Below are 18,294 nucleotides of genomic sequence, written 5' to 3' on the forward strand. Positions count from 1 at the left end.
TAACATTGACGAGTTCCCTTAGGAAACCCATAGGCGCTACGGTGGGAGCGTGGCCCGTACCTCCCTCTCCTCCGTCGCGTGCTCGATCGCCCGCGCGACCGACCTGTTCGGCGACGCCTGGACGGCCCTGATCATGCGGGACGTCCTCGTCGGCATCAGGCGCTTCGACGAGCTGGCAGAGGACCTCGGCCTCTCACGCAAGGTCCTTGCGGCGCGACTGGCCCGGCTGGTGGAGGAGGGCGTGCTCACGCGCGAGCGATACCAGGCGAGCCCCCCGCGCGAGGAGTACGTGGCCACGGAGAAGGGCCGGGAGCTCTACCCCGTCCTGCTGACACTGATGGCCTGGGGCGACAAGTGGTACGCGGATCCCGCAGGGCCGCCCGCCCGGATCCACCACGACGCCTGCGGGCACATCGCCACGCCGGTCGTGACCTGCGACGCCTGCGGGGATTCACTCACGGTGACCTCCACAACCCAACTACCGGGTCCCGGAGGACGCACAGGGCCGAAGACACTGCTCCTGGGACCGCTTATCGCCGCGCGCGGGCAAGGAACCTGAAACCGCCGGGCGCCAAGGTCCTCGGGCAGGTGATTGGTGCGCCGGAGACTGTCGCCGAGCGGCGGCGCCGGCTGACCCGATACAACACCCGACTCCGACAATCCCTGTGGGCCGCACCGGCAGCGACATCGACGACAGTGCCCGGGATCTGGTTACGGATCGAGACACTGGTGACCGGACCGGTCGCGAGGGAACCTCGGTGGCCTTCACCAGGACCTTGACGGCGGAGCCCTCGGTCAGGCCCAGCTCCGTCGCACCGTCGGTGGTGATCGCGGCGGTGACGTCCCGGCCGCCGTCCGGGCGGACCTTCATCGACGGCATGGCCTCACCCGAGGCGATCGAGTGACAGCGCCGGCGATCTGGTTACGGAGGGACAGGCTCATGGAAGAAGAACCACGCCTCACTGAGCTTCTTCGAGTTGGCCACCGATCGGGTGATTGCGACTGAGCGCTTCAGTGTCGAGTGGGCGGCCGCAGCGTCCGGTGCCAGCAGCTTGGTGAGCCGGGACGAGGGTCCACTCGAGCTTGCCGGCCTGAACGCCAACCCGGCGGCAAGGCCGGTGAGCGACGATCAAGCTGTTGTCAGCCGCTGACTCTAAGGTCGGCCCTATGACATCAGACCTGGTCCAGGACTCATGGACTCGCATCGACGCGTGGCTGCGCGAGCACGCGCCCCGCACGTTTGCCACGCTTCGGCCGCCCGCAGGAGACGAGGAGATCGCAGCAGCGCAACAGGAACTTGGGGTCACCTTTCCTCCGGACCTGGTCGCTTCACTCCAACGGCACAACGGGGCGCTGGAGGGACCTGAGGCTTTCCGCTTCAGCACGGGCGACCGGCTGCTCGGAGTGAGCGGAATCCTCGGGGACACCGGGTTCATGCGCGGCATCGACCAGGGCCTCGACGGGGAGACCGAGGACTACTGGCTTCACGATTACGTGAAGTTCGGTTCTTACGACGTGACGTCGGACGGTCTTCTGATGGATTGCCGTACCGGGCGGGACTCCTTCGGCGCGATCGGGCGGTTCTTCGACGAGACCGGCACCAGTTTCGGAGAGGTCGACTCGCTGGGTGAGTATCTGGCCGAACTGGCCGGCACGCTTGAGCGCGGCCAGGACGCCGGTGTCGTCACCTTCAACGGCCGGCTGTTCTGGGAGGCGCGTCCGCCTGCCAGGCCGCAGTACAGTGCCGACGAGCCCCTTCCCGCACCGGATGAGCAGCTGCCAGAGCTGGACCTGTCCTACAGTCCCACCGACCTCCTCCACGTGAGCCACCTGGACGGACATGAGGAACTCGGTGCACTGATCGCGACCCTGCCGTATGAGCAGGTGGTCGAGGCCGCGCGGAAGCAGCTGCGCAGACTGGCGGTCGAAACGGGCCTGAACAACTACCTGGAGGTCAAGACAGCCCTGGACGCGTGGGAGTGCGGTGTGGCCCTGCCGCAGCCTGACCAGACCGGCCCGCTCGCCTTGCGACTCCGCGCGGTGCTCGCACAGGCCGACACCGGCCGAGACCACACGCGCAGGTGGGCCGCGGAGAAAATAGCCCTCGGGATCTGGGGGTCCCCGTACAGGTCCGTGTGCGAGAGCGCGGAGACCCGGAGTCACTTCACTCTCGACTGGCGTGCGGATCTGCATGCGGACCTGGGCAATCAGCCCCTGCCACCGACACCTGACGACCGATTTTGGGGGGCGCTGCGCAACCCCGCCATCGACTCCAGTTGGTACGCGGCCCAGTACAGCCAGGATCAGGACTGACCCCAGGGGTTTCGGTTCCGCGTGAGCGCTTCATGCGGCGGTTATCGCCAGACGAAGCGCTCACTAAGGATCTTCAGCGTTGCCGCTCCAGCGTGAGGATGGCCTTGGCGATTGACGTCATGCGGTTGGGGCTGCACCGGGACCTGAGGAAGATCCGCCAGGACTTCAGGATCGCGACACCGCGTTCCACGGGCGCTCGAGCTGCGGCCAGTGCCCGGTTGAGGGTCTTTTCGGTGGGAGTGAGTTCCTGGAGTGGCTTGCGTTTGATGCCGGTCGTCAGCCACGGTCCGCCACCTTGGTAGGCGAGATCGGCCAGGATGGGAACACCCTGGCGCTCGCAGATCCGGATGATCCGGTGGGTACGGGCGGCGGTCAGGTCGTGTGTGCGGCCCGGCAGGGCGGGCGAGATCCACAGCAGCCGGCCGCCGGGGTCGGTGACGACCTGCACGTTCACGCCGTGGCGCCGGTGTTTGTGGGAGTAGTCGACCCGGCCGTCGCCGACCCGGTCGCACTCGGCGAGGGTGCCGTCGAGCAGGACAAAGTCGGGATCGTGCTCGCAGCGTCTTGAGCAGACCCAGTGCTCGTTCGGCGAGCAGGTCAACGACCGCGCGGGTGTAGGCGTGGGCGGTGGACTCGCTGATCCCGAACCCGGCGGCGATCTTCGCAAGAGTGGTGTGCTCTCGTAGGTACACCAGTGCCACCATCGCCCGCTGAGACGGACGGAGCTTGCAGCGCCGGTCGCCCTCACGAGTGACAACCAGCATGGTCACCCACTCCACGAGCGCATGCGGCAGGTCAAGTGCGGCAGGATGGATGACCAACGAGGCCCCCGAGCAACGTGATTGAGACGTCAGACATCTCGATCAACAGCTCGGGGGCCTCGTTCGTTGCGCTTCACGACCATCACCCGATCGGTGGCCAACTCGAAGAAGCTCACCGAATCGGTCGATCGGCTCGCTTCGATGGCATCGCGCAGGACTTCGAGGCCGGGGTGACGGCGGTGGCGTGGTGTGCGCCCTTGCGGACGTCCAGGCGCAGGAAAGCGCCGGAGCCGCTGATGTCGATCACAGCTCCCTCCGGTCACTTTCGTCCCACGGCACCGATCGCCACATCCACATGCCGAAGAGCCTCCCGAAACTACGAAAAGCCCGATGGTCATGCCCCTGATCAGCGGGCTCTCAATGCCTCCGGAGCCGATGACACCACCTTCAGGCCATGAGATCGCCGGGGGGAGATCACGCCGACCCCGAAGGCCGGGCGCCCCATTACGGGGTAACCAAGAAGGTAGTGGGGGGGGGTGACACCGAGGTCGGCCAACGGCCAGCGCTGCTCGACGCTCAGCCGCCCCCAGTCCATGCGTGCATGGCCGGCCCGGCCGATGTCCTCGCCGTGCATGGCTACCCGAGCGATTCCGGCCGGTCTCTCACGAAGGCCAAGAGTCGACCGCGCTACCCGGAAGTAGAAATGAGATTCACCGTGTAGCTTGCGGTGAATCTACATTCCTGGGTGCCGAAGGAGGCGTTGTGGAGGCAATCGATTGCCTGAAATCCATCGATGTCGTCAAAGCGTATACGGCGCCTGGAGCAGCCGAAATATGGGACTTCAGTGACCGTTCCGCTTTCTACTATTCTTTGCATCAAATCAGGGTCGAGTATCAGCATCTGATTAAGGTGTCCGACGCTCTCCTCTTCGAATTGGGAAACGGTAAGCCGCTGCGTGACGTTATATGTGAGACTCTCGCCCGGTGCAAGGCCCTGTACCCCACTTGGATGCATTGGCTCCCCCTCTGCTCTGGCGTATAGGCCCCCAGACTGAAACACTTGCTCATCGTCTACCGCGCGGACCGTGCGGACAACTATGACGCCCATCGGACCTATTCGATTGATACCCGTGTTAGCTATGCTCGCCAACGTAACGTCAACCGTCTTCCTAGTCATGACGTTTCCTTCTCGCGATCTCCGCATCGGGCGCCTGGAGTCTTGGTTGAGTGACTTACAGATCCATCGCCTGCACCAGCCTAGGCAGGCTCATACTGTCCATCAGTCGTTCTCGCAACCGGTGAGAAGCGCCGGCGCCGCAGATGCTCATAGTGGCCCCAGTCATGCCCGGAAACCTGCCAAGCGGTGGAAGGTTGACCTGAGATCCTGGCTGCCTGGCTCTCAATTCGATGCTCCCTCCGGCCTTGTGCGTCGGCAACTGGAGATGCACACGGTTCCAGCGGCTACGACACCCGCCACAGGTGTTCGGGGTCACTTGCCTTGAGGTGAGAGATCCGGGGCGTGTGTCCGTACTGTCATCGATCGATAGTTGCGCAGGTCGTGTACTGACACGAAGGCAAGAGAGCGCACTTGTGCGCCTGGATCGCCGAGTCCGGAAAAAGCTGTTCCCAGTGGGCCCTGGTCGGCAGCCCCTCCGGGAAACGTACGTGAAGGACCAGGCGGCCCCGAACTGTCTTATCACCGCCTCCGACCGGTCCAAGGCCGACAATGACCCGGCCGAGCGGCTACCCTCCGACGGCTCCTACCACTGAACGTACGCCGCGACGTGGGTAGGGGCCAGAGTGCGCTGGGACTTGGCCGTCAACGAGAACGAGCACCAGGCCCCTGCTCGGGCTAGCCAAGGACTGTCCCACCACCACCGTCGTCCGAACCCGCCACATAGAGCAGCGGACTGACCCGCTCGAGTCCGCTCGCGCAGGCCGCGAGCGGCGCCATGCTCAGGAGGTCTCCCTAAGGGCTCGCAGAGAATCAAGGTGTTGCTTCCCGTGGTTCGGCTCGTTCGTGTGGTCAGCGCATATCCGACGAGATCCGCAATCAACTCGGCCTGACGTTCGCGATGTTGTTCCCGCATCTGGACGAGCAGCAGCGTCGTCTGCTGATGGGAGCCGAAGCCCGAATCCTGAGGCACGGCGGGATCCGAGCGAGCGCCCGGGCGGCCGTGGTCAGCGAGACGACCGTCCGCAAGGGCGTGGATGAGCTGGAGGCGAGGGCGGAACCGCTGGGCCGGGTCCGCTGTGCGGCGCCAGCCCTCCAGCAGTCGCTCGACGTCGCAGGCGATCGTCTCCGTCAGGTCCCCGCCGTCGACGCCCTGACCCTTGGCGTCGATGAACCCGAAGCAGGCGACCACCGCCCCCTCGATAGCCTCACGCAGGGCATCGGGGTGGGAGAGATGGTCACGTCGAACTCCTTCGTGCGCGCTCGTCCTCCAGAGCCCAAGGGCTGCCCCATTCCGGGGTCCCTGCCTCGGCGGAGGGTGTGCTTCGCTTGCCGAAGCCGGCTCGACTACAAGGGGTATCTCGTCGGATCGGAACCCCACCTGTTGCTTCTGTTGGCTGACAGTCGATCTCGAACAGGACCTGGACGCACAGGAACTCCGGCTGGGTCCTGCACACTCAAGCAACGCGCGGCAGCTGGCCTACTACCACTCAGCTGTCTGGGCGAGCGCATCCACCCGAACATGGGCCTGTGGTGAGAGCTTTGAAGCCCGCGGGCCGGGTCGGGTCAGACCATCGATGAACCCTTGAAGTCGTGGGCCCGGTAGCCGCGCCCGTCCTTGTGCCAGTCCAGGAACAGCACCCCGCCCCCGTACGCACTGCCGACGGCCCGGTGACTGATCACGGGGGTGCGGAAGTGCCCGTCGTGATCGACCTTGGACATCGCGCGCTCCCTCCGGTCCCCCAGCGAGATATCCCGCTCGGTCACCACCAGGTCCGTGCCATCTCCGGACTGCATGATCTGAACCCGAATCCTCGCCCCGTCGAGGATCACGGCGGCCGTCCCTAGAACGCCGGGCCATCCCATCGGACGTCGGCATACGCGTGGGCGGTGGGCCCGGACCGCGCCGCGCACACCCGCACGGTCACCCAGGTGTCCAGGTGAGCGATAACGTCAGCGCTGACGTTTCGCCCCAGGAATGCATCTTCGGACCGATCACTTGGCGGCCCGGGGAACAAGATCAAGTACTTCGCGCCAAAGGCCGAACCGATGGTGCCCGCGGCCATCCTCTGCCCACTGAGGGCGTCGGCGTGTCCTGCAGCCCGACACCAACATCTCGGCCCAGACGGCCGACGCTGCAACATCCGGCGAACCGTACGGCCGGTTCCCAACGCAATTATCGGGTAAACACTCACAAAAGGTAGTAATTGGCGCTCTCCTTCACTCACGAGGAGGCGTAAAGCATGGAGCCCTGGCTGCTTTGGCTGATCGTCGCTCTGGTCTTGGGTGCGGTGGAGATAGTCACTCTCACCGCCGCGCTCGGGCTGCTGGGCGGCGCAGCACTGGTCACAGCCGTATTCGCCTCTGTCGGTTTGCCCCTGCCCTGGCAGTTTCTACTGTTCGCGGTCGTGTCGGCCGTCGGCGTGGTTTTCGTGCGCCCGGTCGCGCTTCGCCGCCTGTCCTCACCGCCGAACGGGGATGGACGCTTCGGTGTCGACGCCCTCGTCGGCGAGGCCGCCTACGTGACATCGGAGGTGTCGAAGCTGGGCGGCAGAGTCCGTATCGGTGGCGAGGAGTGGACGGCGCGTGCCTACGACGAGACGCTGGTGATCCCTCCCGGCACGGCCGTCGATGTCATGGAGATCAAGGGCACCACCGCACTCGTCTACCCCCGGGAGTGAGCCATGGAGATGTCCGCCTTCCTCATAGCCGGTCTCCTCGTCGCGGTACTCGCCGTGTTCACCGTGGTGCGAGCGGTACGGATCGTCCCCCAGGCCCGCGCACGCAACGTCGAGCGGCTCGGCCGCTACCACCGCACGCTGAAGCCCGGACTGAACGTCGTCATCCCCTACGTCGACCGCGTCTACCCGGTGATCGACCTGCGTGAGCAGGTCGTCTCCTTCCAACCACAACCGGTCATCACGGAGGACAACCTGGTCGTCGAGATCGACACCGTCCTGTACTTCCAGGTCACCGACCCGCGCGCGGCGGCCTACGAGATCGCCAACTTCCTCCAGGCGGTGGAACAGCTGACGGTCACCACGCTGCGCAACGTCGTCGGATCCATGGATCTGGAAAAGACCCTGACCTCGCGGGACACCATCAATAACCAGCTCCGCGGTGTCCTTGACGAAGCCACCGGCAAGTGGGGGCTCAGAGTCAACCGGGTGGAGATCAAGGCCATCGACCCGCCTCAGTCCATAAAGGACGCGATGGAGAAGCAGATGCGGGCCGAGCGGGACAAACGCGCCGCCATCCTCGGGGCCGAGGGGCAGCGCCAATCCCAGATCCTCACCGCGGAAGGCGACAAGCAGTCCGCCGTCCTGCGCGCCGAGGGCAACCGGACCGCCGAGATCCTCAAGGCTGAGGGCCAGTCAAGGGCCATCGACGAGGTCTTCCAAGCCGTCCACCGCAACGATCCCGACCCGAAACTGCTCGCCTACCAGTACCTCCAGGTACTCCCCCAGCTCGCGCAGGGGCCGGGCAACACGTTCTGGGTGATACCCGGCGAGGTCACCTCCGCCCTCCAGAACGTCACCCGTGCCTTCACCGAGTCCCTTCCCCAGTCCGCCGCCACCCGCGAGGCGTCCTCCGACGACCTGGCCGTCCAGGCCGCGAAAGACGCGGCGAAAGCCGCGGAAGCCGCCGCAGAAGCCCTCGCCGACGCCGCCGAGGCCGACAGCGGGGCCGCGACACAGCCCAGGACCGCAGGGTACGGCTCTGGGGCAACACCGGCGTCCGGGTCACCGAGCTGAGTCCGCTGTTCGCATCGCAACGAGTCCACACGGAACACAAGTCGGCCTCGTGGAGCCAGTCGAGCAACGGCATGAGACACTGCCGCGCCACGGTTCGCCGGCTGCATCTCCCCACGCACGGCGAAGCGTCGGCCCCGCACGGACACAGAAGCACACGAGGACGAAGGCCAGGAGCCGGTGAAGCCCACCGTCTGGCCATCCCCCATAGGCCCAGCTCTCGCTCGTAGGATCAGAAGGCCTTGGGGTACTGGGTGTGGCTGTCAAGCTCGTGTCCAACGGAAGCCGCCTGACCCACCACGGCCCCCCATGGGATGGTGGAGCGGAAGCGGGCGACACCCGGAGAGACCCGGGGCCAGGAAGCAGCGGGCGCGGACGGCGCCACCGTCAAGGAACGGAGGGACGCGTCCGCGAGTCGGCCGACGGGCGGAGCCCGAGGCTTCTCTCCAGGAGGAGCCGGTGGGAGCGCGGGCCAGATGTCGTCGAGCCGAGACCGGGCCGCTGGGTCGGAGGGCGAGGTCAGGGCACGGTGGCGCAACCTGCGGATGCGGGCCGGCTGCGGTCTGGGGCGGCCGCCACGGCACGAGCCTGACTGGCGAGACGGGAGAGAGCCACGCGGGTCCTGAGGTGTGCGCGGAGCCTGCCGGCCGATCGGCCTGTACGGCGTTGCGCGTGCTTGCCCGGCCCTCCTATCGGACGTGTTTCTCCAGCGCTTGCCGAGGGTGTTCTTTCTCAATGCCGAGGAGGCGCGCGCCGCAAATCCGCACCCGAAGACCACGATTCACATCACCGGTGCGCCGTGACCGCTTCCCGGGCTGCCACCAGAAGTACCGTCAGAAGTCGGGCCGAGCCCGAGCCGGCGGGTCGCCCCCGGATGAGGCACGCCCCAGCCGTGACCACGTCGGAAGGCCCGGACAGCGCCCCGACCGCGATCCGCAACTCGCCCTCTGGTGATGTGCGGATCAGTCTCAGCAGCGGGTGAGCGTACCGCTCTTCAGGGTGGATTTGTCGCTGACCAGCCAGCCTGCGGTGTTCGTGCCGTCGATGCGGGCGTAGATCCACTTGTTGCCGTGGGCATTGGTGACGTAGCAGTGGTAGTAGACCTTCACGCCGGGCTTGACCGCGGTCACGAAGGAACACTCCGCGTACGGGCCGGTGTAGAGGTGGGTCTCCTGGGCCGCGTAACCATAGCCGTTGCTGCGGTTCGAGTGGGCCCAGCCGGTGCACGCCTTCGACACCGGGGTGGGGTCCTTCACCGGGGAGCTGGTCCTTGCCTTCGGCGAATCGGACGGGTTCGTGGCCGGGCCACCGCCGCCGTTGCCGGGAGTTGGCGAGGAACCTTTCTCACGGCCCTCGGCCTTCTTCGAGGGCGCGATGGACGGAGTCTCGCCAGGGCCTATGGGCGACAGGTCTCCCGGGGAGGGCGGGTCGTCGGACACGTCACCGTCGGCGGCGGTGCTCGGCGTCGGATGCGCCGTGCTCGACCCACCGCCGCGCGCATCGCCCCGCGTGTCCATCAGGGCGTAGGCGACTCCGCCGCAGGTCAGGACAGTGGCGGCCGCCACCGTGACGACGGTACGGGTGCGGCGGCCGCGCCCGGGGACGACCGTGGCACGGGTCTCGGAACGGCTGCGGTGACCGTCGGGTGTGCCGGCGGCCGTGCCCGGCCGCACGGCGCCAGGCTGCGGAGGGGCTCCGTAGGCGCCGATCGGCGTATAGGAGGCGACGGACTGGGGGGCAGGCTGGGAGAACGGCGCGGCGGGGGGACCGAAGGCCGGCGGAGTGATGGGCTGGGGGGCCGGTGCCGGGGTGAGGTCCGCCGTCCCGACCTCGGCAACCGCCTCCAGCATTCTCCGCGCCTGCCCGGCGTCGGGCCGCTGCAGCGGGTTCTTGGCCATCAGCGCCTGCAGCACCGGGGCCAGCGGTCCGGCGCGGCGGGGCTCCGGCAGCGGTTCGCCGACGATCGCCGCCAGCGTGGACCACACCGACGTACGACGGAAGGGCCAAGAGCCTTCCACGGCCGCGTACAGCGTCATGCCGAGCGCCCAGATGTCCGACGCGGCACCCGGTTCCCGGCCCTGTGCGCGTTCCGGCGGCAGATAGTCGAGGGAGCCTACGATCTGACCGCTCTGGGTCAGCTTGGCCAGGGCCTCGTCGCCAGAGGTCTCCATGCTGGCGATGCCGAAGTCGGTGAGTACGACCCTGCCTCCGGGCTCAAGCAGTACGTTGCCGGGCTTGACGTCACGGTGGAGGACCCCGGCCCGGTGCGCCGCGTCGAGCGCGTCCATCAGCTTGGCGCCGATCGCGGCCGCTTCGCGCGGGTCAATTGGGCCGCGCTGCGCCAGCACCTCGTCGAGGGAGGGTCCGTCGACCAGTTCCATGACGATGACCGGGAGTCCCCGCTCCTCGACCACGTCGTGCACGGTGACCACACCGCTGTGCCGGATACGGGCGGCGGCCTGCGCCTCCCGCTGCATACGGACCCGTAGGTCGGCCAGTTCGGCCGGGGAAGCGTCGGTGTAGGCCCGCAGGACCTTGACGGCGACCTCGCGGTTCAGCAGCTGGTCCACCGCCCGGGCGACCACACCCATGCCGCCGCGCCCGATCATCGCGGTCACGCGGTATCGCCCGCCCAGAACCTCGCCGACCAACTCCGCGCCGTTCGCCCCCGCCACCTGTCCCGCTCCGTTCATCGCACTGTTGAAGATCCGCGGGCACCAGCGTAGGGGTACACCTGCCGGAGGGTCACACGGCCCAGCTCGCGGTGCGCAGGTGCACCTTCCAACAGCCCGCGATCATCCGGACATCTGAGGCGAGATCAGGACACTCGCGCCGTTTCCCGCGCGGCGGGCCCGGTCGAGCAACTTCCGCAGCCAGACCAGCCATCCCGCCGCGCAGGCGCCAACGACGTGGCGAAGAGCACTGGACAGGCACGCGGGGGCGCTCCGGACGATGCCGGTGAGAAGAACAGTGAGGACCACGACGCCGAGTCCTCGGGCACAGCGGACACTCCGGGTCGCTCTCGCGCACCCGGCTCCGAAACGTCTTCCCGATCTGCGGCCGCCGGCGTCGGGGGCACGGAGTGCGGTCACCGTACGAGTCGCCGCAGGCACCGGCGTCCCGTTCGTTCAAGCCTGTCGAGCAACCGCACGCCGGCAGCAGCGTCCCTCGGTCAACAGCGCGGGTCGGCGTTCGGGGCGCCGACGGACTCGCGGACGCCACTCCCCTCCTCGTCTATCCCTCCTACCAGAGACCTCAGCCGAAGCAGGGACAGGCGCTCCAGTCCCCGGGCAACGGCGGGCGTCACTCGCCGGGGCGTTGTCGATCCGCGGAAGATCGTCAGCGAGCCGGCCCCGCCCTGCTACAGGCGTCCGACAACGGGCGCCTGCCGGGAGGGGCATTCAGCGTGCAGTGTCCGGCCATTCCTCGCGCAGCATCCCGAAGAGCACGGTGTCGTACCGCTTGCCCTCGACCAGCACGGTGGACCGACGTCGCCCCTCCTCGCGGAAGCCGATCTTGGTGAAGGCCCGGACGGCCCGCTCGTTGCCGCTCCAGGTGTCGAGTTCGATCCGGTGCAGCCCGAAAACTCCGAACAGGTGCCGCGCCAACAATCGCAGCGCGTCGGAGCCATGGCCGCAGCCCCAGCGGTCCTGCTCACCGATGGTGACGCCGACCGTGGCCAGCCCTGCGAACGGGTCCAGGTCGCGGTAGTCCACCATGCCGATCACCGTGCCGTCTGCCAGGTCCTCGACCGTGAAGACGGCCGATTCCCTCGGATTCAGCCGTAGCATCGTCTCAAAGCCAAGCGCGACGGCCTCCGCCGTGACCGGGCCGAAGCACGGGTTGCCGCCGGCGGCCCAGTGGACCACTTCCGGATCGTTGCGCCACCGAACGTGATGCTCCGCATCCTGCGCGCGAAGAGCGCGAAGGCTTACCAACTTTCCCTTGATCATGAACAGAGCATAGGTCTCGGGGCGCTGTTGGCGATCTTGAAATCAGTGCCCCGTACCCGACCCGCCCCCATCCCCTCATCCTCTTCGGGCCAGTCCATCCCATGGGCTGCCCGGTGAGGAGCTGTGCTCAGGCATTCTGGGGCACCTCGTCCGTCAGGAGACCTCGCATCGAGGCGCGAAGTTCCGGAGTGTCCTCATGACCGTGCACTGCGACGGCGTGTGAAGTCGCTGCCCGCAGGACTTCTTCCTCCTCTCCCGCGATCGTCAGCGTGCAGTGCGATTCGCTGGGGTGCTCCCTGCAGTCCATTACCTTGCGCATGGCGTGCCTCCCGTGCTGGTGGTGGTGCCGCCGACGGCGCCCCCGGAGGGGCCCTGGATGCGAGGGCCGGCGCATACGGGGCTCTTCCGACGATCCTCCTTCTCAGCCGAAAACGAAAGCTTCGGCTGAGAAGCTCACGGGCGCGCCCGCAACCGTAGTGCCGGAGCCCACTGGCTCAGGCCGCAGCACGCACAGCAGGTGCGGCAGCCGTGGTCCACAGTCACCGACAGCCGGTGGTGTCGGCCCCTGTCTGCGCGAGGAAGCGGGGATACGGCCCCGAGGCGGCCCCGGTACCCGCAGGGGTGACACCGGGAGTCAGGCGGGACGGAGCGGGCCCCCAGTCAGGAGCGGAGCGGTCGGCGGCACCCCCGCTGGTGGGCGCTGAGGCGTGGTCATGGCTGCCGGGCCGTGGCGCCTGACGGGCGTCGTGGATGCTGTCGCGCGCCGCTGCGGGGCACACTCCTCACCGACGCAGGCTGCCTCCTCGCCGACCTCCGCTCCGGCCACCACCGGGCCCGGCCCGCCGGCAGGGCGATCGACACCATCGTCACACCGGCCGGCCTACGCGCCGAAGCCGGCCGGGCCGTCCCACGGGAGGTCTCCCAGCGCATCGACATCAAGATGCGCCACGTCGCCGCACCGGGCCCCGGACGGGACACCTCGCGAGCGATATCCGCCACAAGCTGGAGGGCAGCATGGCGACGCGCGCGACCCTGCGCCCCGACCCGGCTGACCGGTGCTCGGCCCCTCGCGCCGTCGTCAGTCGCGCGCGAGTCGGGCCGCGAGATAGGGCGCGGTGGCGCTGCGGCGGGCCCTCGCCACCTTGGCCGGCGGGCCCACCGCGACCACCCGCCCGCCCGCGTCGCCACCGCCCGGACCAAGGTCGATGACCCAGTCGGCGGTGGCGATCGTGTCCAGATCGTGCTCGACGAGGACGACCGTGTTGCCGGCGTCGACGAGCCGGTGCAGCTGTCGCAGCAGCAGCGCGACGTCCGAGGGGTGCAGCCCCGCCGTCGGCTCGTCGAGCAGGTAGAGCGCGTGGCCGCGGCGGGCTCGTTGCAGTTCGGTGGCCAGTTTGATGCGTTGTGCCTCACCACCGCTGAGCTCCGTCGCGGGCTGCCCCAGCCGCAGGTACCCCAGTCCCACCTCGCGCAACGTCTCCAGACTGCGGGAGGCGGCCGGGACGGCGGACAAGAACGTGGCCGCGGCGTCGACGGACAGCCCCAGCACTTCCGCGATGTTCTTGCCGCGGTAGGTGACTTCCAGCGTTTCGGCGTTGTACCGGGCGCCCTGGCAGGTCGGGCACGGCGCGTAGGTGCCAGGCAGGAAGAGCAGTTCCACCGCGACGAATCCTTCGCCCTGGCAGGTCTCGCACCGCCCTTCGGGCACATTGAAGGAGAACCGCCCGGCCGAGTAGCCGCGCGCCCTGGCTTCGTCTGTCGCCGCGTACAGCTTGCGCACCGCGTCGAACATCCCCGTGTACGTGGCCAGGTTGGACCGGGGAGTTCGGCCGATGGGCCGTTGGTCGACCCGGACCAGCCGGTCGAACGACTCGACCCCCGACACGTCCTGGACATCGACCTCCAGCCGCGCCTCGTCGGGCTCCTCGGGTACGAGTCCGAGGTGGCCGCGGACGACCTCGGCGAGCACCTGCGTCACCAGCGTCGACTTTCCGGAACCAGACACGCCCGTCACCGCCGTCAGTACGCAGAGTGGTACGTCGACGGACACGCCGTGCAGATTGTGCCGGGAGACGCCGCTCAGGTGCAGCCAGCCGTGCGGTCTGCGCGGGTGGTGATCGAGCGGCTCGGCGCGCCCGAACAAGTGCCGGCTCGTGGCCGACTCCCCCACCCGCTCAAGACCGGCGACCGGCCCGCTGTACAGCACGCGCCCGCCGCCCTCGCCCGCGCCGGGGCCGATGTCGACCACCCAGTCCGCCCGCCGTACGACGTCCATGTCGTGCTCCACGACGAACAGCGAGTTGCCCGCCGCCTTGAGGCGGTCCAACACGTCCAGCAGCGGTTCCGCGTCAGCCGGGTGCAGGCCAGCGGAGGGTTCGTCGAGGACGTAGACGACGCCGAACAGCCCCGAGCGCAGCTGAGTGGCGATCCGCAGGCGCTGCGCCTCGCCGGGCGACAGGGTCGTCGAGCGGCGCCCGAGGCTGAGATATCCGAGGCCCAGGTCGAGCAGTACGTCGACCCGCGCGACCAGATCGCCGCAGATCCGAACCGCGACCTCGGTCGTCTCCCCGGATCGGGCGGTCGACGTGGTGGCGTCGGCCTCGGTCCGCCTCGCTACGGGCCGCATCAGCGCCACGACCTCGGTGAGCGGCATCGCGTTGATTTCGGCGATGGAACGTCCGGAGAAGGTCACGGCGAGCGCCTCGGGCCGCAGTCCGCTGCCGTGACACTCCGGGCAGGGCACACTCCTGACGAACCGGAGCGCCCGTTCGCGCATCTTCTCGCTCTTGGAGTCGGCGAGGACGTGCATGACATGCTTGCGGGCGCTCCAGAACTTGCCCTGGTAGCCGTAGTCGACGCGATCCTCCTCCGGCTCGATGTACACGGAGGGCTGCTCGTCCGTGTACAGCAGCCAGTCCCGGTCCTTCTTCCTGAGCCTGCGCCACGGCCGGTCGATGTCGATCCCCAGGCCGTTCACGACACTGCGCAGGTTGGCGCCCTGCCAGGCGCCCGGCCAGGCGGCGATCGCCCCCTCGCGGATGCTCAGCGAGGGGTCCGGGACGAGCAGGTCCTCGGCGACGTCGTGCACGATGCCCAGTCCGTGGCACTCCGGGCAGGCGCCGGCCGCGGTGTTGGGTGAGAACGACTCGGCTTCCAGCCGTGTGGCCCGGGGCGGATAGGTGCCGGCGCGGGAGTACAGGATGCGCAGCAGGTTGGACAGCGTGGTGAGGGTGCCGACCGTCGAGCGCGAGCTGGGCGATCCGCGTCGCTGCTGCAAGGCCACGGCCGGTGGCAGTCCGGTGATCTCCTGCACGTGAGGTGCGCCGACCTGTTGCAACAGCCGTCGGGCGTACGGTGCTACGGACTCGAAGTAGCGCCGCTGGGCCTCAGCGTAGAGCGTGCCGAAAGCGAGCGAGGACTTGCCCGAACCGGAGACCCCGGTGAAGGCGACCATCGCGTCCCGCGGAACGTCGACATCGATGTTTCGCAGGTTGTTCTCACTGGCGCCCCGGACATGCACGAAGGGGTCGGTCGCGTCCTTGTTCACAGTTTCCTGATTACCTGATCGCGCCGGGAACCGCGCGACGGGCGCCGTCACCGGGCCTCGCTCACATGAGCGTCCGCAGTGTCCCGGATCCATTTGGATCGCGACCTATCGCAGACGTATCGCGGTCCCGAAACCAGAGCGCCAGGTTCTGGGCCGCAGAGGGGGCGGGGCCCCGGGCCCAGGCCGGGGACTCCCTCCCGGCCACGTCCGATGTCTTCAACACCACGAGCCAACGGGACACCAGCCGGCCCACTGGCGCCTGCAAAGTCACCAGCCGCGGCGCTTGACGAAACCCACAGGGGCCCCGGCGACGGCTGCTCTGGAGGGGGCGCCAGTGGGTCACTGCTCCTTGCAGGTCGTGGGGTCGGGGCTCGGCCGGGGCAGGCCGAGGGCGTCCAGACGATCGTGGAAGACGTCGTCGTCACGGGGAGGGGCAGTGTGGAAACCAACGCCTCGGCTGAACCGAGCCTCGGTGGCACTGAACTGGCTTCGGTCAAGGTGGTGAGCACCAGCGGCCCGGGTGCCCTGAGAGGAGGCCGAGCCGAGGGCCGACGGCAGGCCACCGAGGACGGGCGGTCTCCAGCAGCCGCTTCATCAGTTGCTGGAGACCGCCCGTCCAGGAGAGGCTCGGATGCCGGCACGAACCGCGAGAACGGATTGGCGGGCACTCCCGCAATCTACTGGTGGCGGAGGTTGTCCACGATGGTCAAGAACACGAGCAGGTTCGGCACCTTCTGGGCCTGGGGCGCTTGCCAGGCCTTGGTCTGACCCGCCCGCCAGACACAGACCATGCCCCCACGCACGGCCACCTCGCTCACATCCCGCCACTGCAGGATCTCGCCGGAAGCGTTGGCGACTCCGGCGCCGGACAGCTTGAACGGGCCAAAGCCGACCGTCCCGCCCTCCCGCACCAGCTTCCACACCTTCTCCACCTGGGCGCGGGCGACGGCTTCCGCGATCATCGGGGCCCAGGTGGGCGAGCCCGCATAGAGGTCGGTGATACGGGCCTTCTCCCCACCCGGTGCGACCAGCACGGAGGCATGGGAACGTCCTGTCGGCGTCTGCGTGCCCTTGTAGTTGATCACCTCTTGGACCGTCTCCTGATAGAGCAACGTTCGCTCCCAACGCACCGCGAACAGGCGCCTGCCGGTGGTGTTCACGACGAGCCCGTGCTCGTACAGGTGCAGCCGCCTGGCCGCCAGGCCCTTGCGAAAGAGGGGACTGTTGGCCACCAGCCCGCCTGCGACCACTGCGATCCACAAGGGGACCATCGCGACCCCCCAGTGCACCTTCACCCACAACAGGACGCCACCACCCAGCAGTGCGGCTATGCCGGCCAGGGAGCCCACGATGAACAAGGCCCGGTACTTCTCCTGGACGCCGACCTCGCTCTTGGGGCCGAAGGTATGCTCAAGATCACCCAACCGATGACGGACGGCCAGAGCGTTTACCGCAGGGGAGGACGACGTCGGCACGGTCATGCGCGGCCTCAGCTTCAAAGTTACGGCGGGCCCCGCAAGGCCGCCTGAGCGAGCGGGAGTTCACCGAGTGAATCGGTATCGAAACCCTTGAGTGACCCCAGCAGCCAACACCAGGATCCACACCCGGGCAATCCCCCATGAAGCCCGGTACCGTCACCCCGCACACACGCCCGCCCTCTCGACTCGGCGCACCGGATCGCAATCCCCCCGGCGTGGCTCCGCAGGTCTCAAGCAAGAGCATTTGTTAGTGAGTTCCGGCATCACTCGTTGTCCAGAAAACGCATGAACGTTAGTCAGAAGTAAGAGCAGCTGAGGTGGTGCGAACTCGCGATCATCACGTGCGGAGGCAGTCCGACCCGTCGCAAGATGACGGTGAGGACTTCCAGGCGCCGGCGGCGCTCCCGGTACGGCAGCGCGAGCAGCTCGGTGCCGTCGTCGGCCTGGAGGATGTCGAACGCGACGAAGTACGCCGGCCACCGGGCCGCTGACCGTCGAACTTGCGTTGTGTCCCTTGAAGCCGCGCTTGCGGAGGAGTAGGCCTTGTCCGCGGCGAGCGCGCCGGGCCGGGTGCCGGGCCGGGGGCGGGGGCGGCCAACGGGCCCGCGGACCCGTACCTTCTTGAGCACGGGGATGAACTGCGGGCTGTCCGCGGCTTGCCCGGCGGTCAGGATCAGGGCCGCCAGGGGCCGACACCTGCGGTCGGCAGCCAGATGGATCTTGCTGGTCTGTCCGCCTCGCGAGCGCCCGAGCGAAGCAGCCTTACAAGCGGAGCTTGCGCCGTCGCCGGACGCGCCGCCGTTCGGCCCGGCCGGGATCAGCGACGTCTCCGTGTCCGTCTTGTTCCACCGTGCCGCCCCCTTTTGGCGGGCCGCCTCCGCCTCGACGGCGGCCTTTTTCCAGAGCGTCCAAAACGTCCTCCTCCAGGCGCATTCCGGCCGCGTCGTGATGGGCACGGACCGTCGTGGAGTCCACGCTGACCAGCGACATACCCACCCTGCCCCGCCCGGCCGCCTCGGCTATCGCCCCCTCCAGCAGCGCCTCGAAAACCCCGGCGTCCCGCCACTGCCTGAACCGGTTGCGCACGGTAGACCAGGCGCCGAACCGGCCCGGCATCTCCCGCCACTGCGCTCCCGAGCGGAACTTCCAGATCACACCCTCGAACTGTTGCCGTAGCCGCTCTGGATACGGGCCGTACTCACCGACCGGCAAATACGGCTCGACGAACCCCCACTCGTCGTCAGTCAGTTGCTCACGCGTCACACGTACCGGACTACCGGACCTGCCCTCACAGCGAGGCCGGCTTCGGCAAACCGA

General features: G+C 68.1%; 13 protein-coding genes and 2 pseudogenes. 5 read left to right on the forward strand and 10 right to left on the reverse strand.

Annotated elements, in window-relative coordinates; all coding sequences use genetic code 11:
* Positions 1-49: 49 nt before the first annotated feature.
* The gene (locus OHA84_RS01900; RefSeq protein ID WP_053676209.1) at positions 50-559 is read left to right on the forward strand and encodes a helix-turn-helix domain-containing protein; all 510 of its coding nucleotides are present in this window, start codon (positions 50-52) and stop codon (positions 557-559) included.
* On the opposite strand, the gene OHA84_RS01905 is transcribed toward OHA84_RS01900, so the two are convergent.
* Positions 479-829 carry a hypothetical protein gene (locus tag OHA84_RS01905; RefSeq protein WP_371591569.1) on the reverse strand — a complete coding sequence of 117 codons (351 nt, stop codon included), beginning with the start codon at positions 827-829 and terminating at the stop codon, positions 479-481. The two genes, OHA84_RS01900 and OHA84_RS01905, sit on opposite strands and share 81 nt — an antisense overlap.
* On the opposite strand from OHA84_RS01905, the gene OHA84_RS01910 reads away from it, so the two are divergent.
* Positions 759-905 carry a hypothetical protein gene (locus OHA84_RS01910; RefSeq protein WP_371591624.1) on the forward strand — a complete coding sequence of 49 codons (147 nt, stop codon included), beginning with the start codon at positions 759-761 and terminating at the stop codon, positions 903-905. The two genes, OHA84_RS01905 and OHA84_RS01910, sit on opposite strands and share 71 nt — an antisense overlap.
* 262 nt (positions 906-1,167) lie before the next feature.
* Complete coding sequence (locus tag OHA84_RS01915) at positions 1,168-2,313, forward strand: SMI1/KNR4 family protein (protein WP_266976721.1); 1,146 nt, start codon at positions 1,168-1,170, stop codon at positions 2,311-2,313.
* Positions 2,314-2,386: 73 nt separating this feature from the next.
* Here OHA84_RS01915 and OHA84_RS01920 read toward each other — a convergent pair.
* The 3 genes and pseudogenes from OHA84_RS01920 to OHA84_RS01930 all read right to left on the reverse strand — a co-directional run bounded on the left by OHA84_RS01920 (position 2,387) and on the right by OHA84_RS01930 (position 6,044).
* A pseudogene (locus OHA84_RS01920) lies at positions 2,387-3,134 on the reverse strand (transposase family protein).
* A 627-nt stretch (positions 3,135-3,761) separates the two neighbouring features.
* Positions 3,762-4,250, reverse strand: a complete 489-nt coding sequence (locus OHA84_RS01925; RefSeq protein ID WP_266976719.1) for a hypothetical protein — start codon at positions 4,248-4,250, stop codon at positions 3,762-3,764.
* A 1,563-nt stretch (positions 4,251-5,813) separates the two neighbouring features.
* Positions 5,814-6,044, reverse strand: a complete 231-nt coding sequence (locus tag OHA84_RS01930) for a hypothetical protein (protein WP_266976717.1) — start codon at positions 6,042-6,044, stop codon at positions 5,814-5,816.
* Between the two features lie 446 nt (positions 6,045-6,490).
* On the opposite strand from OHA84_RS01930, the gene OHA84_RS01935 reads away from it, so the two are divergent.
* Both OHA84_RS01935 and OHA84_RS01940 read left to right on the forward strand, forming a co-directional pair.
* A complete protein-coding gene (locus tag OHA84_RS01935) occupies positions 6,491-6,928 on the forward strand; it encodes an NfeD family protein (protein ID WP_266976715.1) in 438 nt (145 codons plus the stop codon).
* 3 nt (positions 6,929-6,931) lie between these two features.
* Positions 6,932-8,002 (forward strand): SPFH domain-containing protein, encoded by a 1,071-nt coding sequence (locus OHA84_RS01940; protein WP_266976713.1) that lies wholly within the window; start codon positions 6,932-6,934, stop codon positions 8,000-8,002.
* A 965-nt stretch (positions 8,003-8,967) separates the two neighbouring features.
* Here the strand turns inward: OHA84_RS01940 and OHA84_RS01945 are convergent.
* From OHA84_RS01945 to OHA84_RS01970, 6 genes and pseudogenes are all read right to left on the reverse strand, one after another.
* Positions 8,968-10,692: a serine/threonine-protein kinase gene (locus OHA84_RS01945; protein WP_266976711.1), complete on the reverse strand. Its 1,725-nt coding sequence runs from the start codon at positions 10,690-10,692 to the stop codon at positions 8,968-8,970.
* Between the two features lie 708 nt (positions 10,693-11,400).
* Positions 11,401-11,952: a GNAT family N-acetyltransferase gene (locus tag OHA84_RS01950; RefSeq protein ID WP_266976709.1), complete on the reverse strand. Its 552-nt coding sequence runs from the start codon at positions 11,950-11,952 to the stop codon at positions 11,401-11,403.
* 127 nt (positions 11,953-12,079) lie between these two features.
* On the reverse strand, positions 12,080-12,271 hold the full coding sequence (locus OHA84_RS01955; RefSeq protein WP_078998345.1) for a DUF1059 domain-containing protein: 192 nt from the start codon (positions 12,269-12,271) through the stop codon (positions 12,080-12,082).
* Positions 12,272-13,030: 759 nt separating this feature from the next.
* A complete protein-coding gene (gene uvrA / locus OHA84_RS01960; protein WP_266976706.1) occupies positions 13,031-15,499 on the reverse strand; it encodes an excinuclease ABC subunit UvrA in 2,469 nt (822 codons plus the stop codon).
* Between the two features lie 677 nt (positions 15,500-16,176).
* Positions 16,177-16,980: a DUF6585 family protein gene (locus tag OHA84_RS01965; RefSeq protein WP_371591298.1), complete on the reverse strand. Its 804-nt coding sequence runs from the start codon at positions 16,978-16,980 to the stop codon at positions 16,177-16,179.
* A 527-nt stretch (positions 16,981-17,507) separates the two neighbouring features.
* Positions 17,508-18,240: pseudogene (locus OHA84_RS01970) on the reverse strand (transposase); the annotation flags it as partial.
* Between the last annotated feature and the right edge of the window lie 54 nt (positions 18,241-18,294).

The sequence above is a fragment of the Streptomyces sp. NBC_00513 genome (assembly GCF_041431415.1).
Lineage (GTDB): Bacteria > Actinomycetota > Actinomycetes > Streptomycetales > Streptomycetaceae > Streptomyces.